Raw genomic sequence first — 25,286 nt, forward strand, 5'->3', positions numbered from 1 at the left:
GCATGTCATCCATAAGCCCGCTCGCTGATCAAGGAGCACCGATGGCAGCAAGTGGGCATCCATGAAGCCATGCCCATGATGAAAATGTCATGACGTCGTGCGTGGCGACCACCATAATGCCATGAAGCAGGCCAAGCCGTTCCCGCGGGCGTGGGAGAGTACCGCTGACGCGCCTTTGAGCAGCAACGACAAAGACCGTCGGCGGCTTGGATCAGCTAGAGCGCCCAATCATCCCAATTCTGGACTTCGGCAGCTTTGTCCTCGCGGCAAATGGTTTCCAGCGCCAGCGAGGCACGACTGGAGTGTCTTTGTTTATGCCGCAGGATCGCAAATTGGCGGGACGGCAGAGGGAAGCGCGCCTTTACCAGCAGACCTTGCGTCAAGAGCGGTGCTGCCACGGCTCCCGAAACGACTGTGGCGCAGAGGCCCTCTCTTGCTGCCGATATGACTGCCTCGTTCGACGGCAGTTGTAGCGCGACAGCCAGGTCTGCGGGGTCTATGCCGAGATTGGAAATAGCCGCCTCGAAAGCCGATCGGGTTCCGGACCCCTTTTCCCGCATGACCCATTTTGTGCCCGAAACCAGATCTGCCGGTGCAATTGGTTTGCCACGCGCCCAGGGATGGCGCGGACCGACGACGACAAGGAGTTCGTCCTCGGCAAGCGGCTGAACGTGCAGCGCCGGCTCATCAACGCTCCCTTCGACGAAGCCGACTTCGGCCAATCCATCGAGAACCGCTTTTGCCGCCGTGGTGGTGTTGCCAATCATCAGCTTCAGGTCAATGCCCGGATAGCGGATCTTGAAACGCATCAGCATCGCCGGTAGCCAATAGCTTGCGATCGTCTGGCTTGCAAAAACGACCAGTTCACCCTTTTGCAAGCCGCCGAGATCGGACAGGACGAGCGCTGCGGCCTTTGCGCGCGCCAGCGTCGCTCTAGCCTCTCCCAGAAACACCCGTCCTTCATATGTCAGCTCTATGCGGCGTCCGACGCGATGGAAAAGCTCGACACCATAGGAGGTCTCGAGATTGCGGATAGCCGAACTGACGGCCGATGGCGTGAGCCCGATCGCAAAGGCGGCTTTGGTCAGATGCTCGCGTTCGGCAACCGCTACGAAAATGGAAAGCTGTTCAAACGTCATTGACTCGATCGTTCGATTTTACCGAATGAAATGTACTAAACTATTCAATGGAAGTCGACAATTGAGTGTGGGAGATTGCAGTCTTCCGCAAGGTCTAGCCGATGATCGTTTCCGCCTCACGTTCCCTGTCGCTTCCTGCCGTCCTGCCGGGACTCGTCCTGTGTGCAGCAGTCACGCTCTCGGCGTCTCTCGTTGAACAACTGCAGATGATGATTTTCGGCTCGCATTGGATCGAGAGCCTCGTGCTAGCCATTCTGATCGGCATTGCCGTGCGCTCATCGATCTGCCTGTCGCCGACCTTCATTCCCGGCATCCAATTTGCCGCCAAGACGCTCCTGGAGATTGCGGTCGTGTTGCTCGGCGCCTCGCTCAGCACGGCTGCCATCAGGCAGGCTGGACTGCCGCTTGTCGGCGGAATTGCCGTTCTGGTTGCTCTGTCTTTGGTCGGCAGCTTTGTTATCGGGCGGCTCTTCGGGCTGTCGGCCAGCCTGGCGACGTTGGTTGCTTGCGGCAACTCGATCTGCGGCAATTCCGCGATTGCCGCCGCAGCGCCGGTGATCGGCGCCAAACCGGACGATATCGCGGCCTCGATAGCCTTTACCGCAGTGCTTGGTATCGGCGCTGTGCTGACGCTGCCGCTTCTTCACCTGCTCTTTGGTCTCAGCGCAATGCAATACGGCGTTTTCGCAGGACTGACAGCCTATGCCGTCCCGCAGGTCTTGGCGGCCACGGCCTCTGCCGGAGTGGTCAGCACCCAGGTGGGCACGCTCGTCAAACTGATCCGCGTGATGATGCTCGGACCCGTCATCCTAGTGCTCGGCGCAGTTCATGGCCGCCGCCCTGGCGGTTCGCCAGTCAATCTCCGCCATCTTCTCCCATGGTTCATCCTCGGTTTTGCAGCCATGGCGACGCTTCGTTCCCTCGACGCGATCCCGGCACCGCTGTTGCCCGGAATGGCGGCTGTCTCCGCCGCCTTCACCGTCACCGCCATGGCCGCGTTGGGCCTCTCCGTTGATGTCAGATCCGTCGCCCATACCGGCGGCCGTGTGCTTTCAGCCGCAGCGCTGTCGCTGTTGGCGCTCGGGGCTCTCGGGCTTTGCCTGATCGGGCTGCTGAATATCGTCTGATCGAGGCGATATGCCCAAAATACTTGCAAAGATTCCGGTTGCCTTCCAAACGATCAGCGACTAGCCTGTATATACAGGTAAGGCGGAAGCATAGATCGTCATGCGGGTCATCTCTTCACAACAAGCTGCGGATCTTCTCGAAGACGGGATGACTGTCGCTGCTTCCGGTTTTGGAGGATGCTGCCATCCCGAGGCCATCACGGCCGCCGTCGAGGAGCGTTTCCTCGCCTCTGGAAAACCCCGCAACCTGACGCTTCTGTTTGCTGCCAGCACGGGCGATCGTCAGACGCGCGGCATGGGGCACTTCGGTTATGAAGGTCTGGTCGCCTGCGTGATTGCCGGGGGATGGCGCGGAACGCCGCGCCTTGGAAAACTTGCGATCGAGGAAAAGATCGAAGCGCATTGCTGGCCGCAGGGCGTCATCGCGCAACTCTATCGAGCGATTGCCGCCGGTCAGCCTGGAGTGGTCACCCATATCGGGCTCGGCTCTTTCATGGATCCGCTTCATGGCGGCGGTCGCATGAATGCGACGACGCCGCGCCCGCTTGTCGAGCGTGTGTCGTTGCGCGGCAAGGAATGGCTGCTTTATCCGTCGATGCCGCTCGACTGTGTGCTCTTGCGCGGAACGACGGCCGACGAAGATGGGAACATCACCCTCGAGGACGAGGCCTTCCCCCTCGACGTGCTCGCCATGGCGCAGGCGGGGCGAAACTCCGGTGGCATTGTCGTCGTGCAGGTCAAACGGATTGCCGAACGCGGCTCGCTGCAGCCGAACGATGTTCGTATCCCGGCGGCGCTCGTCGATTATGTCGTCGTCTGCGATGATCCGGCCCAGCACGGCATCAGTTTCGCCGAGACCGACAATATCGCCTATACCGGACGCGTCCGGGTGGCGGCGAGCCGCTTGCTGCCGGCGCCGCTGTCGGTCGATAAGATTATTCAGCGACGCGCCTTCCTGGAACTGGCGCCGCTGAATCGCCCGACGATCAACCTCGGCATCGGCATTGCCGCCGGGATCGGCCGTATCGCCAGCGAAGAGGGATTCGACGATTATACGGTGACGATCGAATCCGGCGTCATCGGCGGCGTGCCGGCCGAAGAGCTGTCCTTCGGCGCTGCCGTCAATCCGACCGCCATCGTCCCACAGGCATCGCAGTTTGACTTTTACGACGGCGGCGGCCTGGATATCGCCTTCCTCGGCATGGCAGAGGTGGATCGGCATGGGGCGGTCAATGTCAGCCGCTTCAATAATTCCATCGTCGGGGTCGGCGGGTTCACCAATATCTCGCAGACGGCCAAGCACGTCGTCTATCTCGGCGCATTTTCGGCTGGCGGTGCTGAAATTGCGGTTGCCGACGGCAGGCTCGACATCATCCAGGATGGCCGCCTTTGCAAGATCGTCGAGGATGTCGACCAGATCAGTTCGAACCCGGCCTTTGCGCCGGAGGGACAATCACAGCTCGTCGTCACCGAGCGGGCGGTTTTTCGGGTGATCGGCGGATGCTTGACGCTGACGGAGTTTGCCCCCGGCATCGATCTTGCCGCTCATGTTCTCGACCGCCTGCCGAAGGGCATCGCGGTGTCGGACCAACTGAAGCAGATGGATGCGCGCCTGTTTTCGACCCATGTCATGAAGGACTTTGCCCGATGAAAATCGATGGAGCCACCATCATCGTCACGGGCTCGGCAACGGGTGTCGGGGCTGCATGCGTGAAGCAATTCGCCGAGGGCGGCGCCCGGGTGGTCATCAACTACAGCCGCAGCAAGAAAGAGGCCGATGAGACCGGCGATATCTGCCGCAGCCTGGGCGCGGAGGTCGAGATCGTCCAGGCCGACGTTGCCGATGACGCGGCTTGCCGCCGGATGGTGGCGATTACCGTCAATCGATGGGGGCGGCTCGACGCCCTGGTGAACAATGCCGCAATGACGGTCAAATCCGATCCTTTCGATCTGGAGACATTGTCGGCCGAAGATTTTCAGAGCGTTTTCGGCGTCAACGTCATCGGCGCTTATCAGATGTGCCGGGCGGCGGTGCCTGCGATGCGGGACAACGGCGGCGGCGCGATCGTCAATGTCTCATCCAACGTTGCCTTTACCGGCGGCGGCAGCTCGCTTGCCTATACGGCTTCCAAGGGCGCGCTCAATGCGCTGACTTTGGCCTTGGCGCGCACCTGCGGTCCCGATATCCGCGTGAACGCGGTTTGTCCCGGCATCATCGATACGCGCTGGATGCGCGACACGCTCGGGCCGGATGCCTATGGAGCCATTGCCAAGCGATTTTCGGAAACCGCGCCGCTCGGCCGGGTCGCAACACCGGAAGACGTTGCCGGCGCCATCGTCTGGCTTGTTCAGGGTGCCGACTTCGTCACCGGCGAATTGCTTTCCGTTGACGGCGGCATCCGCCTGTCTGGTGGCGCTCGCAAACCCGCGACTTCAGGGGGAGCCGCATCGTGACGCTGTCGGCTCAATCCATCCTCGACTTTCCGGTGCCGCAGGCGACACATGTGGTTACCGCAAGGGATGCCATCCTTTACGCCCTGTCAGTTGGCTACGGCACCGACGCGCCCGACGCGGCATTGAAGTACGTCTATGAACGCGATCTCGCGACCGCGCCGACCCTTGCCAATATCGTGGCGCATCCAGGCCCATGGATGCAGCAGGCAGGCGTCGACTGGGCCCGTCTGGTGCATTCTGAACATCGCCTGACGATCCACCGGCCGGTCCCGCTCGATGTGCCGCTCATCTCTCGCGCGCGCGTCCTGTCGGTGGTCGACCGCGGCGTGGAAAAAGGAATGTTCGTCAGCTTCGAACGGCTGATTGCAACCGTGGACAGTGATGAGCCAGTCGCGACCATCGTCCAGACCAATGCGTGCCGCGGCGACGGTGGATGCGGCTCAGTGGGATCTGCACCCGAACCCTTGTCGAAAGTCCCGGACAGAGGCCCGGACCTTGAATTCAGTGTCTACATCCCTGACAACGCCGCACTGCTATATCGCCTGAACGGCGATCTCAATCCGCTGCATGTCGACCCGCAGGCAGCCCGCAAAAGCGGCTTTGACCGACCTATCCTGCATGGGCTCTGCAGCTTCGGTTATGCTGGCTACGCCATTGTCGCTGCCATCGATCCAAGCATGGCCAGCGGCTTGAGCGCCATCGCGGCGCGTTTCAGCGCGCCGATCTTTCCCGGCGAAACGATCACCGTGCAGATATGGCGCAACGATGCCGAGATTCGCTTCCGAGGCCTCGTTGTTTCTCGCGGCGCGACCATCCTCGACAATGGCATGGCGAGGTTGTCATGACGAAAGCGCTCAAGCCTGCCGCCGGCGAGGCGCGCCATTATATCAGGATCAAGGAGCAGATCCTGGCCGAGATCGCCGAGGGCAAGCTGCAGCCGGGAGACCGGGTATCCTCTGAAAGCGAATTGGTGGCGGCATTCGGCGTCAGCCGCATGACGGCGAACCGGGCGCTGCGGGAGTTGATGTTCGAGGGTGTTCTCAAGCGATCCGCCGGGATCGGAACCTTCGTTTCACCCAAGCACCTCGACGTCGATCTGCTTCAAATCCGCAACATAGCCGACGAAATACTGGAACGGGGCCACAAGCATCAGGCAGCGGTCGTCAAGGCCGGCTTGATGAAGGCGGATGCCAACGTCGCCGATGCGCTTGAACTCATCCTCGGCGCTGAAGTGATGCATTCGCTGATCGTGCACATGGAAAACGACCAGCCGATTCAGGTCGAGGAGCGCTACGTCAATCCGCTGGTGGCGCCCGACTATCTGTCGAACGACTTCCGCAGCATGACGCCGCACGAATATCTGACGAAGGTGGCTCCGATAACGGCGTTCGAACATATCGTCCAGGCCGTCAAGCCGGATACGACGATACGCAAATATCTTGGCCTCAGGAATGATCACCCTTGCCTGCGCGTCTTTCGAAGAACCTGGTCAGGCGAGGCCGTCGTGACCTGTGCGCTGTTATATTACCCCGGCGCGCAATATCGGCTGGAAGCACGGTCCACCAAGGGTCCCTCCAGGCCCGTCGCCATTCTCGGAGAGAAACAGTGAGCGCCACCAATTCTCCATCGATCATCCTCAGTGCGGCGCCGCCGACGATCGAGGACATCGCGGCAATTGCCCGTCGGCACGCAAGGATCGAGGTATCCGCCGAGGTCGATGCTCGGATTGTGGCCGCGCGCGCCGTGGTCGACCGCTATACGGAAAGTGATCTGCCGGTCTATGGCCTGACGACGGGACTTGGGGCGGGGGTCGATACACGACTTGCAACGGAAGATCTGGTGGCGTTCCAGATGCGGGTGCCGCAAGCCCGCTCCGTCGGCGTCGGAGAACCGCTTGCCCGGGAATCCGTGCGGGCGATGATGGCCGTCAGGGCCGCCGGCATGGCGGCGGGCGGCTCCGGCGTTTCGCTGAAAGTCTTCCACGGTCTGATTGCCGCCATCAATGCCGGTGTTCACCCTGTCGTCCCGTCACTGGGCTCGATCGGTGCCGCGGATTTGGCGCCGCTTGCCCATATGAGCCGGGGCCTCCTGGGCTTCGGTGAGATCGAGCTTGGCGGCGAAGTGCTGCCGGCCGCCATCGCCCTTGAAAGGGCCGGCCTGAAGCCTCTCGAATTCGCGCCGAAGGACGGCCATGCGCTTGTTGTTGCCAACAGCCTCTCCATCGGCCTCGCCTGCTTGACGCTCGTGGATATCGAGCGGCTCTTCGATTGGTCCCTGAAGGCGATTGCCGTTAATTTCGAAGCGTTCCGGGCTAATGTCAGTGCCTTCGACGACCGCGCTCTGGCTGCAAGACCGGCCTTTGGGCAGCGCCGCGTCGCAGCTCGGCTGATGGAGCTTCTTTCGGGCAGCTCCTTGCTTGCCGCCGATGCAGCAAGGCGTCTGCAGGATCCATTGAGCTACCGCTGCACACCGCAGGTCTGGGGCGCGTTGAGGCATGCGATCGATGAGGCAAGGCAGGCGACTGACATAGAGCTCGTCAGTTCCAGTGACAATCCTGTCGTGATCGCATCCGAGGGCGTCATTCTTTCACACGGCAATTTTGACATGACCGCCTTTGTGCTCGCCTGGGAAAGGCTGGGGCAGGCGATGGCGCATTGTGCGGCAGGCACTGCCTATCGGATCATGAAGATCATGTCGCCTGGCATGTCCGACCTGCCACGTTTCCTGACCCCGATGGGTCAGAGCCGTACGGGTTTTGCGACGGTGCAAAAAACCGTCTCGGCCATGGAAGCCGAAATCCGCCATCTGGCCACGCCTGTTTCGCTTTCGCCCATTCCTGTTGCCGATGGCGTCGAAGACCAGGCATCGATGGCTCCGAGCGTTTTGGCAAAGGCGCAGGCGATCGTCGAGCGCCTGCGCTATCTCACCGCCATCGAACTGATTGCTTCGGTACAGGCCGTCGAGCTCAGAGGCGTCTCAGACGAATTGGGCAAGGGATCGGCGGAAGCCTATGCCTTTGTCCGCAGCCACGTCCCGCCGCTTGAAGAGGATCGCGCGCAAGGGCCGGATTTTGCGACGATTGCCGCATTGATCGGGCTCGGCCCGCAATAAGCCGGTTCGCCACTGCCCCGGCAAGAAGGGCAGGGCGCCGACCGGTCATGCCGACGGTTATTCCGGGGAATGCCGTCGGTTCGTTCATTGAAAAGTCAACAAGAGGGAATGACTATGAAAAATTGGACAAAAGGCATTTTTGCAGCCGGCATCATGGCAGCCGCCATGTTTCAGCCTGCATCCGCAGAGACCATCAAGGTCGGCAGCAAGAACTTCACCGAGCAGTTCATCCTCGCCGAAATGTACGCCGCCGTTTTGGAAAATGCCGGCATCACCGTCGAGCGCAAGATCAACCTCGGCGGCACGCTGATTGCTCACCAGGCATTGGTGGCCGGCGAGATCGATCTCTATCCGGAATATACCGGCACGGCGCTCGCTTCTGTCGTCAAGGGTGAGATGTCGACCGACGCCGAGAAGGTCTACACGCAGGTCAAGGACTTCTACGCCAAGCAGTTCAACCTCACCTGGCTGAAGCCGAGCGGCATCAACAATGGCTACGTCATCGTGGTCCGGCAGGAAACGGCGCAGGCCAACAATCTGAAAAGCCTGTCGGATCTCGCCAAGGTTTCCAAGACCCTGGTCTTCGGCGGCGGCGCTGAATTTCCGGACCGCGCCGATGGCCTGCCCGGCCTAAAGCGTGTCTATGACGCCGAGTTCAAGGAGTTCAAGCAGTTTGCCAAGCTTGGCCTTCGTTATGATGCGCTGGAACAAAAGGACATTGACGTCGCCAATGGCGCCGCGACCGACTGGCAGATCGGCTCGAAGAACCTCGTGCCGCTGGCAGACGACAAGGGTCTGTTTCCGCCCTACTACGTGGCCCCCGTCGTCCGCCAGGACGTGCTGAAGGCCAATCCGAAAGTTGCCGAACTGCTGGAAGCGGTCGGCACCCATCTCGATAACGAGAAAATGCGCGTCCTCAATGCCAAGGTCGAGACCGATCACGAGGAAGCCAAGGACGTGGCGGTCGAATTCCTCAAGGAAAACGGCCTGCTGCCGAAATGATTGTCACGCCCGCGGCCGGGTATCGATCCGGCCGCGATCTGGTGTGGCGATCTTCTTACGGTGTTTGTTCGAAAATCCGTCCGTTCAGCAGCCGGACAGGAATGTGGAGAAGCGGGAAATGCAGGAAATCTGGATCGATTATCTCAACGCCCTCGATGCCAAGGCGCTGGCGCTGACAAATGACGAGATTCTCGATGCGGTGTCGAAAGCGCTGGATGCGCAGGGCAGGGGCGAAACCGTCATCGAGCCGCGTGTTCATCTTGTGCCGGAGAGCTCCGACAAGGGCCATTTCAACGTGCTTCGCGGCTATGTCAAAGCGCTGAACTATGCCGGCGTCAAGGTCGTCGGCGACTTCGTCGATAACTATAAGGTCGATCTGCCCTCGGAGCTTGCGGTCCTCAACCTGTTCGACCCGAACACGGGCGTGCCGAAGGCCATCATCGACGCAACTGCTATCACCGACATGCGCACCGGCGCCGTGACTGCCCTTGGCGCAAAACACCTAGCCCGCAAGAATAGCAAGATTCTCGGCCATATCGGTGCCCGCGGAACCTCCTATTGGAATGTCCGCCTTCTCGATCATCTCTTCGACTTCGATGAAATCCGCGTGCATTCGCGCCGCCCGGAAAGTCGCGCTGCCTTCGCAAAGCGTCTTGAGGCGGATCTCGGCAAGAAGATCGTCGTCACCGACAATTGGGAGGATTGCCTCAAGGGCGCCGATATCATGGTCGAGGCCAGCCGCCTGCCGGAACCGGCGCCGCTGTTCAAGACGGAATGGGTGAAGAAGGGAGCCTTCGTCGTACCCTATGGCACGATGAGCGCGCTTGAATTCGATCTCACCGATATCATGGACAAGATCGTCGTCGACGATTGGGGACAATGCGGCCCCGGCAAGCCTTTCGGAGCGCTTCGCCGTCACGTCGACGAGGGCAAGGTGACGGCCGAGAACCTGCATGCCGAAATCGGCCAGATCGTCTGCGGCATGAAACCCGGCCGCGAAAGCGACGAGGAGACGATCCTGTTCTGGCATCGCGGCCTCAGCACGACCGACGTGGCGCTCGGCGCCGCCATGGTGGCGAAAGCCAGGAAGATGGATATCGGCCAGCGCCTGCGGTTCGCATAAATAGCCATGGTCATGTTCAAGCCAATCGCCTGTTCGAGAATGTATGATCTCAGCCCGCGCATTCGCGGCCTGTGGGACGCGCTGTTCGCGCTGGTCAGCGTCCGTTCCGGCGTCGAGCTGGAGATCATCGCTCATGCCGCACCAGCACCCTTGTCGGAATTATGGGCGAGGCCGGACATGGGGGCGGTGTTCATGTGCGGCTATCCGTTTTCGCGCATGCCCGAGGCAGCGAGACCGACTGCCCTTGCTGCACCCGTCTCCAGCGAAGCATGGTCTGTGGACCAACCACTCTATGCCAGCCACATCCTCGTCGCCTCCACCGGGCCGGTGAGCGCGGTGGCGGATCTCGCTACGGCACGTTGGGGCTGGACCGTCCGCGATTCCCAATCGGGCTACCATGCTGCGCGCTCCTACCTTGCAGGCCGATTTGCAGGCACGATGAAGCAGGGCACGACGGTTGGACCACTGCTCAACCCCTCAGGCATCGTCGCAGCCCTCAAGGATGGCAGGATCGATGCGGGCGCGATCGACGCTTATGCCTTCCAATTGTTGTCGATGCACGAACGCGACGCGATCGATGGTCTTCGTATTCTGGCGACGACTGATCCGCTTCCCGCGCCGCTGTTGGTTGCCGCGCAAACGTTGCCCGCGGACATCGCCACAGCGTTACAGCGGAGCCTCGTGACGTTGCATGAAACGCCTGAGGGAGCGGCGGCTTTGGAACGGCTCGGCCTCAGGCGATTTTCGGCGGTCGCTCCGTCGGCCTACGATGTCCTGCCGCAGAGAGCCGACGACGCCGATCGCAGATTGGGGATCTCATGGTAGACAGGCGAACGAGCGCCCGGACGCGGAGGTCTCGACGATGAAATGGGTCCCTAAACACCTCGACCGACTGTTCGAAGCGCTGTTGGAGCACCTGTATCTCGTTTTTTCCTCGGTCGGCATCGCCCTGGTGATCTCACTGATCGTCGGGATATGGGCGGCAAGGCGGCCGCGGAGCTTCGCGGTTATCATCATCTTCACCGGTATCCTGTTCGCCGTGCCGAGCCTGGCGCTGTTTGCGCTTCTCATCCCCATCATGGGGATTGGGGCAGCACCCGCCATTACCGGTCTTGCCGCCTACTCGCTAATGATCCTGATCCGCAATATCGGCATGGGCTTTCAGGCAATTCCGCGTGACATACTCGAAGCTGCTGATGGCATGGGCTATGGCACGGCGCGCCGGATCTGGGAAGTCGAGCTGCCGCTGGCGATGCCCTATATCGTCGGCGGTATCCGCATTGCCATGGTGACGGTCATCGGCATCGCGACCGTTGCCGCCTATATCAATGCCGGCGGGCTGGGCGTCATTATTTTCGAAGGCATCGACCAGCGGTTCCCCGAAAAGATCATCGCCGGCGGGCTGCTGACGTCATTTCTGGCGCTCTTTGCCGACTACTGTTTTGCATCCTTCGAAAAGCTGCTGCGCCGGCGCAGTGGAGGTAAAGCAGCATGATCGTTATCGATGCATTCAGCTGGATCTTCAACAACTCCGGCACCTTCTTCAATGCTTTCAATCGCCATCTGCTGATGTGCGTCCTATCGCTCGGCATCGCCTTCGTCATCGCCGTGCCACTCGGATTTGCCGTCGCACGGGCACCTCGCGCCGCCTTTACCGTGGTCAATATTGCCGGCGCCTTGCGCTCCATACCGAGCCTTGCGATCCTGTCGGCGGCGATGCCGTTTCTCGGCATCGGATTATTGCCGTCGGTGGTCGCCCTCATCGTCCTTGCCGTGCCGCCGCTGCTGTTGAGCACGATCATCGGCATCCGCGAGATCGACGCCTCGGTGATCGATGCGGCAGATGGAATGGGCATGAGCGCCGGGCAGATGCTGTGGGAAATCGAACTTCCTCTGGCCGTTCCGTCGATTCTGTCGGGCGTCAGGACGAGTGCCATCCAGGTCATCGGCGGGGCGGCGCTGGCCTCCTTCATCGGCGGCGGCGGGCTTGGCGATTTCATCAATGCCGGCATTGCGATCATGAACATGCCGCGCCTTCTCGTCGGAGCGGTCCCGATAGCCCTGCTCGCGATCTTTGCGGAACTGGCGTTCGGCGCCCTGGAGCGCGTCTTCACTCAACGGCGCTAAGCGGCCGAAAGCGGATATCAGGATGATTCATCTCGACCATGTTACGAAGAATTACGACGGAAGCGGCCAGCATGCGGTCGACAATCTCGATCTCCTGATCGAGACCGGTACGACGGTTGCCCTGATCGGTCCGTCGGGCTGCGGCAAGACCACGACCATGCGGATGATCAATCAGTTGGAGACGCCCACGACGGGACGTGTGCTGGTCGATGGCAGAGATATCGCCCGGGTCGATCAGAAAGAGCTGCGCCGCAGCATCGGTTATGTCATCCAGCAAGTCGGTCTGTTTCCGCATATGTCGATCGCGCGCAATGTCGCGACCGTGCCGCGGCTTCTTGGTTGGGAAAAGGCGCGCAGCGATCGCCGGGTCGACGAGCTGCTGGATCTCGTGGGCCTTGATCCGGCCATCATGCGGCAGCGCCTGCCACACGAATTGTCGGGCGGGCAGCGTCAGCGCGTCGGTTTCGCGCGCGCGCTCGCCGCCGACCCTGCCATCATGCTGATGGACGAACCCTTCGGCGCGATCGATCCGATCACTCGCGTTCGGCTCCAGGACGAATTCCGCGATATTCTCAGGAAGGTGAAGAAGACCGTCGTCATCGTCACCCATGACCTCGATGAGGCGATCAAGATGGGCGATCGCATCGCCATCATGCGGGATGGGCGCCTTCTTCAGTATGATACCCCGCAGGAAATCCTCGCGCGTCCCGTCAATGAATTCGTCGAGAGTTTCCTCGGTCCCGACCGAGCCATAAAAAGGCTGAGCTTGATCGCCGTATCGATGATCATGACCGCGCCGGAACCGTCGAACGGCGATGCCGCGATTGCCGCTGATGCCACGGTTCACGACGCCTTGGCGCTTATCCTCTCCGGTGAGATGCCGGGCCTGCACGTCAGAGCCGCAGATGGGACACTTGTCGGGTATTTGTCTCGTGCCACCTTATTGCGCGCCAATCGGCTGTAGAGCAATTCCACAAAAGTGCCCAGCGGTCTCGCGCCCGGAATTGTGGTCGGAATGGCTGTAGGCACCATGCGAAGCGTCGGATTCTACACCTCCGAATTTAAGGACCGGTTGCAGGGGCAATCTGCATCTGCGCAGGCCGGCGCTCATCCTGTTGTTGGCCGGAAGGTGGTGGTGCCAGGCCGGTCGGGCGGTTATCGGGCGACGCAGGCGGCGTCTGGGATTGAGCAACCGACCCCGTCATTTCCGTTCCGATGTTCGGATCTACATCGGGGGTCTGATCTCTCGCGGAATTCGTCGAAACTTGCAATTTTACCTGGTCCGTGCCGATTGGCTGTGGCGTGATTTTGCCGTCGGACGACGATACGCGCCAGACGGTATTGCCGGCGTCATCGGCGACGAGCAGCGCTCCCGTCCCGTCGATCTCGACGCCGACCGGCCGCCCCTTCGCCTGGTCGCCCTGGATAAAGCCCGTGACGACGTCCTGCGCCTTGCCGGATGGCTTGCCGTTTTCGAATGGCACGTACACGACTTTGTAGCCGTTGAAGCTGTCCCGATTCCAACTGCCGTGCTCACCGATAAAGGCGCCGTTGGCGTAAGCGGCCGGCAGCGCTGAATTCATCGAGAAGGTCAGTCCGAGCGCGGCGACATGGCTCGACAGTGAATAATCCGGTGGGATCGCCCTTTCGACCATGTCGGGACGCGGCGGATGCACGCGCGCATCGACATGCTTGCCATAGTAGCTCCATGGCCAGCCATAGAAACCTCCTTCCTTGACCGAGGTCATGTAATCAGGAACGAGGTCTGGACCGAGTTCGTCGCGCTCGTTGACGACCGTCCAGAGCGTCCCTGTCTCCGGGTTGAAGGTAAGGCCGTTCGGATTGCGCAGACCTGAGGCGAAGACGCGCGCCGCGCCGGTGTGCCGGTCGACCTGCCAGATCGCCGCACGGCCCTTTTCTGCTTCAAGCCCGTTCTCGGCGACGTTGGAATTCGAGCCGACCGAGACGTAAAGCATCTGCCCATCGGGGCTCAGCGCCAGGTCCTTGGTCCAGTGATGATTGATCGGATCACCGGGCAAGGGCGTCAGGATTTTCGGTTGGGCAGTGATTCTATTCTGACCAAGTTCATAGGGGTAGGCGAGAATGGCGGACGTCGAGGCGACATAGAGCGTGTTGTCGACCCAGGCGACACCGAACGGCGAATCGAGTTTCTTCAGAAGATCGTGCCTCTCATCCACTTTGCCGTCGCGGTTCGCGTCACGCAGCAGTGTGATGACGTTGCTTTCCTTCTGCTCGCCGCCGCCACCACGAGCGATCGACATGATCCAGCCCCGGATCAAATCCTTCGGCCGTGAGGTCGGTTTGCCTGATGGGCCGCGCGACTGAATCACCAATACGTCGCCGTTCGGCAAGGTGTGGACTGTTCTCGGATTGGCGAGGTCATTGGCGTAAGCAGTGACCGTCAAACCGTTCGGGGCGGCCGGCGTCTCACCATCCTTCCAGCCAACGACATCCGCTACCTTCAGATCAGGCAACAGTGAGGCGGTTGGTTCCGGAAGGACGGGATTCGGTCCGATCTGCTGAGAGATATCAAAATCTCCGCTTTGAGCGTAAGCGGCAAGACCGACGCCAAGAGATATCGAAAGAAGCGAAGCGCCGAGAATCTGGGATTTTTTCATCATATCCTCCAGGCCAGTCTGGCATATTTTCGAGCGGAAACTGCTGCGGCCACCAGGCACAAGACAAAGGTGAGGGCCGAAAGCATCAGTCCATATGGGACTACGGCCGTCCATCCATCGCCGGCATGGACAAGGTTGTTGGCAAAGGCGATGCCCAGTATGATCAGATAGAGGAGCGCGGACAGGAGCGGCGGCCGCAAAGGGCGGGTGCGGTGACGCATCAGATCCATCAATCCGGCCAGAATTGCAAGCGAGCCCAACATAAGGCCGGCGAACAGCAACCATGCAGAGAAATTCTGCCACATCAGATTGCCGGTCTGCCAGAAAGCGATATCGGTCGCTAGCGCGAGCGTGAAGCAGACGAAGGGAAACGGGACAAACAGCGACTGCATCGGATAGGCGGCCGAGTCTCGATTGCTGGCGGATATAGCCATGGCATGCTCCGTGGGCTGAGAGCTTGAGGATGCCTATCCAACCCGCGGCGGGAGCAGATGGTTCCGCTGCCGCTCCTTCGAAAGAGCAACCTTCGTCACTCAGATAACTGCTCACCTGCTCTGTCCCCTGTTAGCGGTATTCGCCTAAGGCGCCATCGACATTCCGCCACACAGTCTTTTGTGAAATATATTTCACTGTATGAATTATATTGACAGAGCTCTGCCGTTGCGATTATCTGCCCATACCGGACTTCGAGGAGGAACTCCGGTCTTCAATGGATCATCGGCAGCCGCTGAGGCGCCGCCGGATATTTGGGAGGGGCTTCGGCCTCGAGGAGGAAACTTGCGCAAATTTCTAAGCACGACCGCATTGGCGGTCCTTGCGTCGACGCTTTTCGCCGGCTTTGCCAGCGCGGACACGGAAAATCCCTTCCGCTGCAAGCCCGGTGAAAAATACGTCATGAATGTCATGGTATCGGGCGTCGAATATTGGTTCCCGGTCTATGAAATGTTCAAGCAGGCCGGTCAGCAGCTCGGTTGCGAGACCGCCTATACCGGCACGCCGGAATATGACGTCAACAAACAGATCGCCACCTTCGACCAGGCGCTGGCCCAGAACCCGGCCGGTATTCTCGTTCACCCGATGAACTCCGACCCGTTCATCGAGCCGATCAACCGGGCGATCGACCAGGGCACGGCAGTCGTGACCTTCGCGGCCGATGCGCCGCTTTCCAAGCGCATCTCATTCGTCACGTCGGACAATACCCGCGAAGGCACCTATGCGGCCGACGCGATTGCCGAAAAGATGGGTGGCAAGGGTGAATATGCCGTTCTGGAAAATCCGGGCCAGGACAACCACGACAAGCGTATCGCCGCCTTCATCGCCCGTATGGAGGAAAAATATCCTGACATGAAGCTGGTCGGCCGCGCTGCGTCCAACCAGGACCCGAACAAGGCCTATCAGGGCTTGATGAGCCTGGTGCAGGCACATCCGAACATCGGCGCCGTCTTCATGCCGGAAGCGAACTCGGCCATCGGCGCTTCTCAGGCCAACAAGGAAAGCGGCGGCAAGATCCTCGTGATGTGCGCCGACGTCAACGCCAACATTCTAGACATGATCAAGGCGGGCGAAGTGTTCGGCTCGATCAATCCGAACCAGGGCATGCAGGGTTACATGGGCTTCATGCTCCTGTGGCTTGCAAAACATCCGGAACTCATCGACCCGATGAACGACGCCAAGCGCGTCGGCTTCAATCCGATGAGCATTCCGTTCGTCGACAACGGTCTGTCGATCGTCACGGCTGCCAATGCTGACGACTTCTACTGGGACAAGTATCTGAAGCGGAGGGGCACCAAAGGCATCGAGGAGTAAGCCTTTGTGCCGGCTGTCCGGGGCGTGAAGCGCCGGACAGCCACCGCGAGCGTGAGGAGGAGTCGATGATGGCGTCGGTGCCGGTTCTGGAAATCCGCAATGTCAGCAAGCACTTCGGTGCGGTGAAGGCGTTGACGGAGGTGAGCTTCAGCCTGGAAAGAGGCGAGGTTCATGCGCTTTGCGGCGAAAACGGCGCGGGCAAGTCGACGCTGATGAACATCATTGCCGGCGTGCTGCAGCCGACCGAGGGGGACGTTCTCGTCGACGGCGTGCCGGTAAAGGTGACGTCGCCGGCCGTGGCGCAAGCGCTCGGGCTTGGCCTCGTGCATCAGGAAATCGCGCTCTGCCCCGATGCGACGGTGGCCGAGAACATGTTCATGGCCGCGACCAACCGCCGCCGCTCGCCTTTCATGAACTATAACAGGCTGGAGCGGGATGCGCAGGTCGTGATGAACCGTCTGGCGCCGATCGACGTGCGCCGCAAAGTCGGCGACTTGTCGATTTCCAGCCAGCAGCTTGTCGAGATCGCCAAGGCGCTGACGCTCGATTGCCGGGTGCTGATCTTCGACGAACCGACGGCGGCATTGACGGAATCGGAGACGCAGATCCTGTTCGCAATCATCCGCGACCTGAAGGCGCAGGGTATTTCGATCATCTATATTAGCCACCGCATGGCCGAAATCTTCAGCCTGTGCGACCGGGTCACCGTGTTTCGCGATGGCCGCTACGTCTCGACGGAGAAAGTGGCGGACGTGACGCCGGATGATGTGGTGCGCCGGATGGTCGGGCGCGAGATCACCCAGCTTTATCCGGAAAAGCAGGCGCCGGCGGAGCGGACCGACGAGATCATTCTCAGTGTCCGCGATCTCGGCGACGGCAGCCGCTTCACGGATGTGAACTTCGACCTGCGCAAAGGGGAAATTCTCGGCGTCGGCGGGCTGATCGGCTCAGGCCGCACCGAAATAGCCGAAGGTATTTGCGGATTGCGGCTGGTAACCGACGGCGAGGTGCAGCTGCATGGACAGCGGCTGCGGGCGCGCTCCTATGCGCAGGCCGCGCAGGCGGGCGTCGTCTACCTGTCGGAAGACCGGAAAGGCTCCGGCATTTTCCTCGATCTTTCCATTGCCCAGAACATTGCCGTTCTCGATTTGAAATCGCTGACCGGACCGCTGGGGCTGTTGAATTCCAAGGCCGAGGCGGATCGTGCCCACAACCTGGTCCGGCGGCTCGGCGTGCGGATGGGTGGCATCGACATGCCGGTCTCATCGCTGTCCGGCGGAAACCAGCAGAAGGTGGCGATTGCCAAGCAGCTGGCGGTCAATCCCAAGGTCATCCTGATGGATGAGCCGACCCGCGGCATCGATGTCGGCGCCAAATCGGAAATCCACCGGCTGCTGCGCGATCTCGCGCGCTCCGGCATCGGCATCGTCGTGATCTCGTCGGAACTGCCGGAGCTTCTCGGCCTGTGCGACCGAGTGCTGGTCATCCACGAAGGTACAGTGGCAGGCGAGGTCGAAGGCGAGGCGATGACGGAGGAAGCGATCATGCGGCTCGCCTCGGGTATCGGCGGCCACAACAATTCAAAGGCATCAGAGCATGCCGCATAGGGAAAAAGCAGGGGCAGGAGACAGGGTCATGGCGGACGCTACATTGGCAACGGCACATCAGGCACGCGCGCCCGGCTGGAAACGGCTGGGGACGATGCGCGAGGCGGGCCTGATCGCGATCATCCTGACGCTCTGCATCGTCATGAGCTTCGCCTCGCCGCATTTTCTGACGCTCGGTAATTTCCGGGCGATGCTGATGTCGTTTTCGGTCGAAGGGATCGTCGTCGTCGGCATGACCATCCTGTTGATCGTCGGCGGCATCGACCTGTCGGTCGGCTCGGTCGTCTGCTTCTCAATGGTGCTGTCGGGTTCACTGTTCCTGATGGGGCTCGATCCCTGGAGCGCATCCCTGATCGGCGTTATCGCCAGCGGCCTGATCGGCTGTGTCATGGGCTTCTTCGTCACGATCGTCGGGCTCAACCATTTCATCACATCGCTTGCGGCCATGGTCATCGTGCGCGGTATCTGCCTGATCATCACCAAGGGCACGCCGCTGTCGCTGTTCACCTTGCCACCCTCGTTCAAGGCGGTCGGGCAGGGCACATTCTATGGCGTCCCCTATGTGATCCTGATTTTTGTTGCGGTCGTCGTGCTGTTCGATTTCCTGCTGCGCCGGGCAACTGCCTTCCGCAAGGTATTCTACACCGGCAGCAACGAGAAGGCGGCGCTCTATTCCGGCATCAAGACCAACCAGGTGAAGTTCTGGGTGACGGTGCTCTGCGCCACGCTATCAGGTGTTGCCGGGGTGATCTACATGTCCCGCTTCGGTGCCGCGACCCCGACCTTTGGCGTCGGCATGGAACTCAACATCATCGCAGCCGCGGTGATCGGCGGTGCGTCGCTGAATGGTGGCTCCGGCACGATCCTAGGAGCAATTCTTGGTATTGCCCTGCTGTCGGTCGTCACAAGCTCATTGATCTTGCTCGACGTGTCTGTCTATTGGCAAGATATGATCAAAGGCTGCATTCTGCTTGCCGCCGTCTCGATCGACCATTTCCTGCACAAGCGGAAGGCTGCCTGATATGCCGATAGCCAAGCTCAAACCCGCAAATGCGCCGCGCGAGGAAATCGTCATCGCCCGGCAGATGCACCAGGCTCTGGTCCTGCATTTCCTCGAGGGACTGACACAGGCGCAGATTGCCGATCAGCTCGGCATCTCGCACGCCACCGTCAACCGCCTGATCAAGCGCGGCCGCCAGCTCGGCCTGGTCGAGATCAAGATCAAGTCGCCGGTCGAGCCGCTGGTCGACATGGAAGAACGGCTCCAAGCGCTTGGCGGCATCGGCCGCGCCGTGGTGGTGCCGACAGTGTCCGACAACCCGCAGACGGCGCTTCAAGCCGTCGGCGAAGCGGCAGCAAGGTTGCTGCTGGAAGAGATCACCGATGGCGATACGATCTGCATCACCGGCGGCAAAGGGGTGAGCGCCGTCGTTGCCGGTCTGCAGCCGCCGCGTCGGTTCAATGTCGAGGTCATTCCAGTAACCGGCTGCGTCCAGGGTAAGCACTATACCGACGTCAACCATGTCTCGACCTTGATGGCCGACCGGCTTGGGGGGCGTTCCTACCAAATCCATGCGCCCCTCTTTGCCGACGATGCCGAGCAGCGGGCGATGCTGATCACCATGCGTTCCGTCGCAGACGTTTTCAAACGGGCGCGTGAGGCGAAGGTGGCGGTGGTCGGCATCGGCTCGATCCTCTCGGACGATTCGAGCTATTACGAGCTGCATCCGTCCTCGAGCACCGACCGCGCCGCGATCGAGCGGTCCGGTGCCTCCTGCGAGTTGCTGGCGCATCTGCTCGATGATCATGGCCAGATCTGCGACTACAGCCTCAACCGTTCGCTGGTGTCGCTGACGCTGCCGGAATTCGCCTCGATCCCCACCAAGATCGGTGTGGCGAGCGGGCCGAACAAGGCAGGTCCGATCCTCAGCGTTCTGCGCGGCAATCATCTGGATACGCTGGTGACCGATGAGGCGACGGGTGCGCGGGTGCTGGCATTGGCGAATGGGGAGAGAAAATGGGCATGAGCGGACAGCAATTGACACGTGAGATCGGCAAATCGGGCGTTTCCGCCTCGGCGGTGGGATTGGGCACCTGGGCGATCGGGGGCTGGATGTGGGGCGGGACAGACGAGGCCGAATCCATCGCGGCGATCCAGGCATCGCTCGATGCCGGCGTGACGCTGATCGACACGGCGCCGGCCTATGGGCTTGGACGTTCCGAGGAGATCGTCGGCAAGGCACTGAGCGGGCGCCGCGACAAGGCTGTCATCGCCACCAAATGCGGCCTTGTCTGGCATACGCAGAAGGGCCGTCATTTTTTCGACCAGGACGGCAAGCCGGTGCACCGTTATCTCGGCCGCGACGCGATCCTGCATGAGGTCGAGGAAAGCCTGAGGCGGCTCGGAACCGACTATATCGACCTCTACATCACCCATTGGCAAGATCCGACGACCCCTATCGGGGAAACGATGCGGGCGCTGGAAGACCTGCGCACATCGGGCAAGATCCGGGCGATCGGTGCAAGCAATGTCAGTCCCGACGACCTCAATGCCTATATCGCTGTCGGTGGTCTCGACGCGATTCAGGAGCGGTTCAGCATGATCGACCGGGAGATCGAGGCGGAGCTTCTGCCGCTGACCAAGGCCAACAGCATTGCAACGCTGAGCTACTCGTCGCTGGCGCTGGGGTTGCTGTCCGGCACCATCGGTCCTGACCGTGTCTTCTCAGGTGACGACCAGCGCAAGGGCAATCCGCGCTTTTCGGTCGACAACCGCCAGAAGGCAACAGCGCTGGCCGACGCCATCCGGCCGGTCGCCGAAAGACACGACGCCAGCATCGCCCAGATCGTGATTGCCTGGACGTTGGCGCAGCCGGGCGTCACCTTTGCACTTTGCGGGGCGCGCAATCCGGCACAAGCGCTCGACAATGCGCGGGCGGGGACGATCCGGCTGGATGCGGCCGAGCTTGCTGCCATCGATACGGCCATAGCGGCGAAACTGACTGACATGGACAGGTAGCGGATCGCCATCATGAATCGGCAAGAGATATTGGACGGGCTCCGCCAGAGCCCAAAGGTGGACGTCTGTGTCATCGGCGGCGGCATCAACGGCATCAGCGTTTTTCGGGAGTTGGCGCTGCAGGGGCTGAATGTGCTGCTCGTCGAGAAACACGACTATTGCTCCGGGGCCAGTTCGGCGCTGTCGCGCATGGTGCATGGCGGGCTCCGCTATCTTGAAAATGGCGAATTCAAGCTGGTGCAGGAATCGCTGGTCGAGCGGGACCGTCTGCTGCGCAATGCGCCGCATTACGTCGCGCCGCTGCCGACGACGGTGCCGGTGTTCGATATCTTTTCCGGCCTCGGCAATGGCATCGTCCGCTTCCTGGGCCTCAGCCGCCGCCCGAGCCGGCGTGGCGCCGTCGCCATCAAGGCGGGCCTGTGCATCTATGATTTCCTGACCCGCAAACGGGCGCTGATGCCGCGCCACCAGTTTCGCGGTCGGCGTGGAACGCTTGCCAAGTGGCCGGCGCTCAATCCCGACATCAAGAGTTCCGCCACCTATTTCGACGCTTGGGTGAGCCATCCCGAGCGGCTGGGCATCGAGCTTCTGCAGGATGGTCTTTCTGCAAAGTTCGGAGCGATGGCGCTGAACTATGCGGAACTGCAGCGGACAGAGGATGGTCGATACCGCGTCGAAGACCAGATCGGTGGCGCGTCCGTTGCCGTCGAACCGACGCTGATCATCAACGCCACCGGCGGCTGGATCGACATCGCCAATCAGACCCTGTTTTCGCCGGAAGCGCGGCCGGCTCCGTTGATGGGCGGCACCAAGGGCTCGCATTTGATCGTCGACAATGCGGATCTGCGCGACGCGCTCGCCGGTCACATGATCTACTATGAGAACGAAGACGGTCGGATCTGTATCCTGTTTCCCTATCTCGGCAAGGTTCTCGTCGGTTCCACCGATATCCGCGTCGACGATCCGGAAACGGTGCGCTGCGAGGCCGACGAGCGGGACTATATCCTGCAATCGCTCGCCTTCGTGCTGCCTGATATCGCCATCAGGCCGGAACAGATCGTTTTCCAGTTTTCCGGCGTGCGGCCGCTGCCGGCCAGCACCGACAGTTTTACCGGCCGCATCCCGCGCGATCATTTCTGCACTGTCATAGAGCCGAAGGATGGCGGCCCGCCGGTTCTGTGCATGATCGGTGGCAAGTGGACGACATTTCGGTCCTTCGGGGAACTGGCGGCCGACATGGCTTTGGAACGACTAGGCCGGCAGCGCCGCGTTGCGACAACCGATCGGCCGATCGGCGGCGGGCAGGCATTTCCGGCCAACGTGCCTGTCTGGCTTGCGCAGGCGGCCAGCAAAGGCCTTCCCGGTGGGCGCATGGCTGAGCTGTTTGCCCGGTACGGCACGGATGCCGAGGCGGTTGCCGGCTTCATCGTGGCAGGCCCCGATACAGTGTTGCCGCACGCCGGCTACTCGGTGCGCGAATTGCAGTTTCTGATCCGCGAGGAAGCGGTGGAACATCTCGACGACCTGCTTTTGCGGCGCACGACGCTGGCCGTTTCGGGCGAGCTTTCGCTCGACATGATGGATGCAGCACTCGACCTGCTGACGCAGGAAAAGCATTGGACGCTCGCGCATCGCACCCGTGAGCGCCACCGTTTTCTCACCCTTCTCACCGAACGCCACGGCGTCGACGAAGACATGCTTTCGGCAAGGAACGAACCAAGGAGCACAGAATGCGACACAACAGCAAAGTCCGGATGAACCGGCTGTTCGGCGGCGGCCGCTGCCTCGACGTGGCGATCGATCACGGCGTCTGCAACGAACCATCCTTCCTCAACGGGCTGGAGGATATTCAGGCCGTCGTCAAGGCCCTGGTTTCTGCCGGGCCGGATGCGATCCAGATGAATTACGGCCAGGCGGACCTGCTGCAGGACGTGCCCGGCAAGGACAAGCCGGCGCTGGTCATGCGCATCGACATGGGCAATCCCTATAACCGGATCCGCCACCGCGACATGTGGGCCGTGCTGCAGAACGAGGCCGAGCCGTTGATCGGCGCGATCGAAATGGATGCGGCCTGCGTCGTCGTCAACCTGTTCATGCTGCCGGACGAGCCGGACCTGTTCCGCCAATGCGTGCAGAATATTTCCCGTGTGCGGGCCGATTGCGACAAGTATGGCATGCCGCTGATGATCGAGCCGTTGGTGATGCAGCCGGTCACCGAAAGTGGCGGCTACATGGTCGATGGCGATGCGGACAAGATCGTTACCTTGACGCGGCTCGCGCGTGAGATAGGGGCGGATATCGTCAAGGCGGATCCGACCACCAATGCCGAGGATTTCCACAAAGTGGTGGAAGCAGCCCGTTGCCCGGTTCTGGTGCGCGGCGGCGGCAAGGAAGATCTTCGTGCCGTCTTCGACAAATCCGCAGCATTGATGCGACAGGGCGCAATGGGCATGGTCTATGGGCGCAACATCTATCAGCATGCCAATCCGAGTGCGGTGGTGCGCGGGTTGATGGCGATCGTGCACGAGGATGCGAACGGCGAACAGGCCTTTACGCTCTACCAGCAGGGCTGAGCAGCAATTTCGAATCTTGGGAGGGGTTCTGCATGGGAGAGTATCTTTTGGGGCTCGACGCCGGAAACACCGTCCTCAAGGCGGTGATTTTCGACCGGGCGGGCAACGAGATCGCGGCTGCGTCGGAAGAGGGACACAGCCGCATGCCAAGCCCGGGGCATGTCGAGCGGGGTCTGGACGAATTATGGGCGAATGCCCGGCAGGTCATCCGCGCCTGTATCGAAAAGGCAGGGATCCCTCCGGAGGAAATCGCCGCGATCGGTTGCGCCGGGCATGGCAACGGTCTCTATGCGCTTGATCGCGACGGCGCTCCGCTCATCGGCATCCAGTCGCTCGACACGCGGGCGGCCGGGCTGGTCGATGAATGGCGAGAAGCCGGCGTTGGTGACCGGACCTATCCGATTGCCCGCCAGCGCCCGTGGCCATCCCAGACGCCGACATTGCTTGCCTGGCTGAAGCGTCACCGGCCGGAACTGTTCAACCGCATCGGTACGGTGTTCTTCTCCAAGGATTTCGTCGTCAACCGCCTGACCGGCCGCCGCGTCAGCGAAGTATCCGACATGTCGGGTGCCGGTCTGCTCGATCTTGCCGCGCGCCGCTACGACAAGGCACTGTTGGAGGCCTATGGACTGGGCGATTGCATGGACCTGTTGCCGCCGCTTATCGAAAGCGCCGACATTGCCGGTACGATAACGGAAGAGGTGGCGAGGCAAACCGGGCTCGCCGCCGGTACGCCGGTGGTCGGCGGGCTGTTCGACGTCGTCGCCTCGGCGCTCGGCTCCGGCGTTTCGCGCACCGGCAGCGCCTCGATCATTGCCGGCACCTGGAGCATCAACCAGGTCGTTATAGACGGTCCCGACCTCGACGGGCCGGTCTTCATGTCCTCGACCTTCGATCGCACCCGCTACATGGCAATGGAGAACAGCGCCACCTCGGCTGCCAATCTCGAATGGCTGGTGCGGGAGTTCTTCGAAGGCGAGCATGCGGAAGGCGTGTCGCCCTTCGATGCCTGCTGCGCACTGGCCGGGGCGATCGAGCCCGCGGCAGACGACCCGCTCTACCATCCATATCTCTATGGCGCCCAGCAGGACGGCCACGCGCGCGCCGGCTTCTACGGCATTGCCGGCTGGCACACCAAGGGGCATCTCGTTCGCGCGCTTCTTGAAGGTGTCGCCTTCGGCCATCGCCAGCACATCGAGACGATCCGAAAGGCCGGTGCGGTGTTCAACGAGGCGGTGCTCTCCGGTGGCGGCTCGCGCAGCCTGATCTGGCCCCAGATCTTTGCCGATGTGCTCGGCGTACCTGTCACTGTTGCCCGCTCGCGTGAAACCGGTGCACTGGGGGCGGCGATCGCGGCCGGAACCGGCGTCGGCCTTTTCACAGACTTCGGCGCTGGTGCTGCGGCCATGGTCCGGACCGAGCGGCACTATCGCCCGGATGTCTCGCTTGAAGCGCATTATACGCGGCGCTACGCTCTCCATCAGGATATCGCCGAGGCGATGGCGCCGCTCTGGCGGCGTCTGACGGCGGTCCCACCGGCGGCAGCGGGGGCGGCGTGA

General features: G+C 61.5%; 23 protein-coding genes and 1 pseudogene. 20 read left to right on the plus strand and 4 right to left on the minus strand.

What is annotated here, in order from left to right; all coding sequences use genetic code 11:
• Nucleotides 1-9 precede the first annotated feature (9 nt).
• Together BS630_RS38630 and BS630_RS07680 are read right to left on the minus strand one after the other, a co-directional pair.
• Nucleotides 10-95: pseudogene (locus BS630_RS38630) on the minus strand (type II toxin-antitoxin system VapC family toxin); the annotation flags it as partial.
• Between the two features lie 120 nt (nucleotides 96-215).
• A complete protein-coding gene (locus BS630_RS07680) occupies nucleotides 216-1,139 on the minus strand; it encodes a LysR family transcriptional regulator (protein WP_077976924.1) in 924 nt (307 codons plus the stop codon).
• Nucleotides 1,140-1,240: 101 nt separating this feature from the next.
• Here BS630_RS07680 and BS630_RS07685 point away from each other — a divergent pair, with 101 nt between their 5' ends.
• The 12 genes from BS630_RS07685 (at nucleotide 1,241) to BS630_RS07740 (ending at nucleotide 13,047) form a co-directional block, all read left to right on the plus strand.
• Nucleotides 1,241-2,266 carry a YeiH family protein gene (locus tag BS630_RS07685; RefSeq protein WP_077976925.1) on the plus strand — a complete coding sequence of 342 codons (1,026 nt, stop codon included), beginning with the start codon at nucleotides 1,241-1,243 and terminating at the stop codon, nucleotides 2,264-2,266.
• A 100-nt stretch (nucleotides 2,267-2,366) separates the two neighbouring features.
• On the plus strand, nucleotides 2,367-3,917 hold the full coding sequence (locus tag BS630_RS07690) for an acyl CoA:acetate/3-ketoacid CoA transferase (protein WP_077976926.1): 1,551 nt from the start codon (nucleotides 2,367-2,369) through the stop codon (nucleotides 3,915-3,917).
• Entirely contained in the window at nucleotides 3,914-4,720 is an 807-nt protein-coding gene (locus tag BS630_RS07695) for an SDR family NAD(P)-dependent oxidoreductase (RefSeq protein WP_077976927.1), read from the plus strand. The genes BS630_RS07690 and BS630_RS07695 overlap by 4 nt, the downstream gene beginning before the upstream one ends.
• Nucleotides 4,717-5,565, plus strand: coding sequence for a MaoC family dehydratase (locus BS630_RS07700; RefSeq protein WP_077976928.1), 849 nt, complete (start codon nucleotides 4,717-4,719; stop codon nucleotides 5,563-5,565). Before BS630_RS07695 ends, BS630_RS07700 begins: the two co-directional genes overlap by 4 nt.
• Complete coding sequence (gene hutC, locus BS630_RS07705; protein WP_077976929.1) at nucleotides 5,562-6,329, plus strand: histidine utilization transcriptional repressor HutC; 768 nt, start codon at nucleotides 5,562-5,564, stop codon at nucleotides 6,327-6,329. Before BS630_RS07700 ends, hutC begins: the two co-directional genes overlap by 4 nt.
• A complete protein-coding gene (locus BS630_RS07710) occupies nucleotides 6,326-7,831 on the plus strand; it encodes an HAL/PAL/TAL family ammonia-lyase (protein ID WP_077976930.1) in 1,506 nt (501 codons plus the stop codon). Before hutC ends, BS630_RS07710 begins: the two co-directional genes overlap by 4 nt.
• Nucleotides 7,832-7,945: 114 nt before the next feature.
• Nucleotides 7,946-8,833 carry a glycine betaine ABC transporter substrate-binding protein gene (locus BS630_RS07715; protein WP_032990827.1) on the plus strand — a complete coding sequence of 296 codons (888 nt, stop codon included), beginning with the start codon at nucleotides 7,946-7,948 and terminating at the stop codon, nucleotides 8,831-8,833.
• Between the two features lie 118 nt (nucleotides 8,834-8,951).
• On the plus strand, nucleotides 8,952-9,956 hold the full coding sequence (locus tag BS630_RS07720; protein ID WP_077976931.1) for an ornithine cyclodeaminase family protein: 1,005 nt from the start codon (nucleotides 8,952-8,954) through the stop codon (nucleotides 9,954-9,956).
• Between the two features lie 6 nt (nucleotides 9,957-9,962).
• Nucleotides 9,963-10,781, plus strand: a complete 819-nt coding sequence (locus BS630_RS07725) for a phosphate/phosphite/phosphonate ABC transporter substrate-binding protein (RefSeq protein WP_077976932.1) — start codon at nucleotides 9,963-9,965, stop codon at nucleotides 10,779-10,781.
• A gap of 37 nt (nucleotides 10,782-10,818) precedes the next feature.
• Nucleotides 10,819-11,451 (plus strand): ABC transporter permease, encoded by a 633-nt coding sequence (locus BS630_RS07730; protein WP_003550062.1) that lies wholly within the window; start codon nucleotides 10,819-10,821, stop codon nucleotides 11,449-11,451.
• The gene (locus BS630_RS07735; protein WP_077976933.1) at nucleotides 11,448-12,083 is read left to right on the plus strand and encodes an ABC transporter permease; all 636 of its coding nucleotides are present in this window, start codon (nucleotides 11,448-11,450) and stop codon (nucleotides 12,081-12,083) included. Before BS630_RS07730 ends, BS630_RS07735 begins: the two co-directional genes overlap by 4 nt.
• Nucleotides 12,084-12,105: 22 nt before the next feature.
• Entirely contained in the window at nucleotides 12,106-13,047 is a 942-nt protein-coding gene (locus BS630_RS07740) for an ABC transporter ATP-binding protein (protein WP_077976934.1), read from the plus strand.
• Between the two features lie 97 nt (nucleotides 13,048-13,144).
• On the opposite strand, the gene BS630_RS07745 is transcribed toward BS630_RS07740, so the two are convergent.
• Nucleotides 13,145-14,722 (minus strand): PQQ-dependent sugar dehydrogenase, encoded by a 1,578-nt coding sequence (locus BS630_RS07745; protein WP_077976935.1) that lies wholly within the window; start codon nucleotides 14,720-14,722, stop codon nucleotides 13,145-13,147.
• Nucleotides 14,722-15,156: a DUF2231 domain-containing protein gene (locus BS630_RS07750; RefSeq protein ID WP_077976936.1), complete on the minus strand. Its 435-nt coding sequence runs from the start codon at nucleotides 15,154-15,156 to the stop codon at nucleotides 14,722-14,724. Before BS630_RS07750 ends, BS630_RS07745 begins: the two co-directional genes overlap by 1 nt.
• A gap of 343 nt (nucleotides 15,157-15,499) precedes the next feature.
• On the opposite strand from BS630_RS07750, the gene BS630_RS07755 reads away from it, so the two are divergent.
• From BS630_RS07755 to BS630_RS07790, 8 genes are all read left to right on the plus strand, one after another.
• Nucleotides 15,500-16,528 carry a substrate-binding domain-containing protein gene (locus BS630_RS07755; protein ID WP_077976937.1) on the plus strand — a complete coding sequence of 343 codons (1,029 nt, stop codon included), beginning with the start codon at nucleotides 15,500-15,502 and terminating at the stop codon, nucleotides 16,526-16,528.
• Nucleotides 16,529-16,596: 68 nt separating this feature from the next.
• Nucleotides 16,597-18,135 (plus strand): sugar ABC transporter ATP-binding protein, encoded by a 1,539-nt coding sequence (locus tag BS630_RS07760; RefSeq protein WP_077977059.1) that lies wholly within the window; start codon nucleotides 16,597-16,599, stop codon nucleotides 18,133-18,135.
• 28 nt (nucleotides 18,136-18,163) lie between these two features.
• Nucleotides 18,164-19,156 carry an ABC transporter permease gene (locus BS630_RS07765; RefSeq protein ID WP_131627437.1) on the plus strand — a complete coding sequence of 331 codons (993 nt, stop codon included), beginning with the start codon at nucleotides 18,164-18,166 and terminating at the stop codon, nucleotides 19,154-19,156.
• A gap of 1 nt (nucleotide 19,157) precedes the next feature.
• A complete protein-coding gene (locus BS630_RS07770) occupies nucleotides 19,158-20,162 on the plus strand; it encodes a sugar-binding transcriptional regulator (protein ID WP_077976939.1) in 1,005 nt (334 codons plus the stop codon).
• A complete protein-coding gene (locus BS630_RS07775) occupies nucleotides 20,159-21,154 on the plus strand; it encodes an aldo/keto reductase (RefSeq protein WP_077977060.1) in 996 nt (331 codons plus the stop codon). The genes BS630_RS07770 and BS630_RS07775 overlap by 4 nt, the downstream gene beginning before the upstream one ends.
• Before the next feature lie 12 nt (nucleotides 21,155-21,166).
• Entirely contained in the window at nucleotides 21,167-22,912 is a 1,746-nt protein-coding gene (locus BS630_RS07780; protein WP_077976940.1) for a glycerol-3-phosphate dehydrogenase/oxidase, read from the plus strand.
• Nucleotides 22,885-23,727 (plus strand): class I fructose-bisphosphate aldolase, encoded by an 843-nt coding sequence (locus BS630_RS07785; protein ID WP_077976941.1) that lies wholly within the window; start codon nucleotides 22,885-22,887, stop codon nucleotides 23,725-23,727. Before BS630_RS07780 ends, BS630_RS07785 begins: the two co-directional genes overlap by 28 nt.
• Nucleotides 23,728-23,759: 32 nt before the next feature.
• Nucleotides 23,760-25,286 carry an FGGY-family carbohydrate kinase gene (locus BS630_RS07790; RefSeq protein WP_077976942.1) on the plus strand — a complete coding sequence of 509 codons (1,527 nt, stop codon included), beginning with the start codon at nucleotides 23,760-23,762 and terminating at the stop codon, nucleotides 25,284-25,286.

It is taken from the genome of Rhizobium laguerreae (assembly GCF_002008165.1).
Classification (GTDB): Bacteria; Pseudomonadota; Alphaproteobacteria; order Rhizobiales; family Rhizobiaceae; genus Rhizobium; species Rhizobium laguerreae.

Coding starts and splice junctions, on each gene's coding strand:
- BS630_RS07680 (WP_077976924.1), bottom strand. CDS start 1,139: ATGACGTTTGAACAGCTTTCCATTTTCGTAGCGGTTGCCGAACGCGAG.
- BS630_RS07685 (WP_077976925.1), top strand. CDS start 1,241: ATGATCGTTTCCGCCTCACGTTCCCTGTCGCTTCCTGCCGTCCTGCCG.
- BS630_RS07690 (WP_077976926.1), top strand. CDS start 2,367: ATGCGGGTCATCTCTTCACAACAAGCTGCGGATCTTCTCGAAGACGGG.
- BS630_RS07695 (WP_077976927.1), top strand. CDS start 3,914: ATGAAAATCGATGGAGCCACCATCATCGTCACGGGCTCGGCAACGGGT.
- hutC (WP_077976929.1), top strand. CDS start 5,562: ATGACGAAAGCGCTCAAGCCTGCCGCCGGCGAGGCGCGCCATTATATC.
- BS630_RS07715 (WP_032990827.1), top strand. CDS start 7,946: ATGAAAAATTGGACAAAAGGCATTTTTGCAGCCGGCATCATGGCAGCC.
- BS630_RS07720 (WP_077976931.1), top strand. CDS start 8,952: ATGCAGGAAATCTGGATCGATTATCTCAACGCCCTCGATGCCAAGGCG.
- BS630_RS07725 (WP_077976932.1), top strand. CDS start 9,963: ATGGTCATGTTCAAGCCAATCGCCTGTTCGAGAATGTATGATCTCAGC.
- BS630_RS07730 (WP_003550062.1), top strand. CDS start 10,819: ATGAAATGGGTCCCTAAACACCTCGACCGACTGTTCGAAGCGCTGTTG.
- BS630_RS07735 (WP_077976933.1), top strand. CDS start 11,448: ATGATCGTTATCGATGCATTCAGCTGGATCTTCAACAACTCCGGCACC.
- BS630_RS07740 (WP_077976934.1), top strand. CDS start 12,106: ATGATTCATCTCGACCATGTTACGAAGAATTACGACGGAAGCGGCCAG.
- BS630_RS07745 (WP_077976935.1), bottom strand. CDS start 14,722: ATGAAAAAATCCCAGATTCTCGGCGCTTCGCTTCTTTCGATATCTCTT.
- BS630_RS07750 (WP_077976936.1), bottom strand. CDS start 15,156: ATGGCTATATCCGCCAGCAATCGAGACTCGGCCGCCTATCCGATGCAG.
- BS630_RS07760 (WP_077977059.1), top strand. CDS start 16,597: ATGGCGTCGGTGCCGGTTCTGGAAATCCGCAATGTCAGCAAGCACTTC.
- BS630_RS07765 (WP_131627437.1), top strand. CDS start 18,164: ATGGCGGACGCTACATTGGCAACGGCACATCAGGCACGCGCGCCCGGC.
- BS630_RS07770 (WP_077976939.1), top strand. CDS start 19,158: ATGCCGATAGCCAAGCTCAAACCCGCAAATGCGCCGCGCGAGGAAATC.
- BS630_RS07775 (WP_077977060.1), top strand. CDS start 20,159: ATGAGCGGACAGCAATTGACACGTGAGATCGGCAAATCGGGCGTTTCC.
- BS630_RS07780 (WP_077976940.1), top strand. CDS start 21,167: ATGAATCGGCAAGAGATATTGGACGGGCTCCGCCAGAGCCCAAAGGTG.
- BS630_RS07785 (WP_077976941.1), top strand. CDS start 22,885: ATGCGACACAACAGCAAAGTCCGGATGAACCGGCTGTTCGGCGGCGGC.
- BS630_RS07790 (WP_077976942.1), top strand. CDS start 23,760: ATGGGAGAGTATCTTTTGGGGCTCGACGCCGGAAACACCGTCCTCAAG.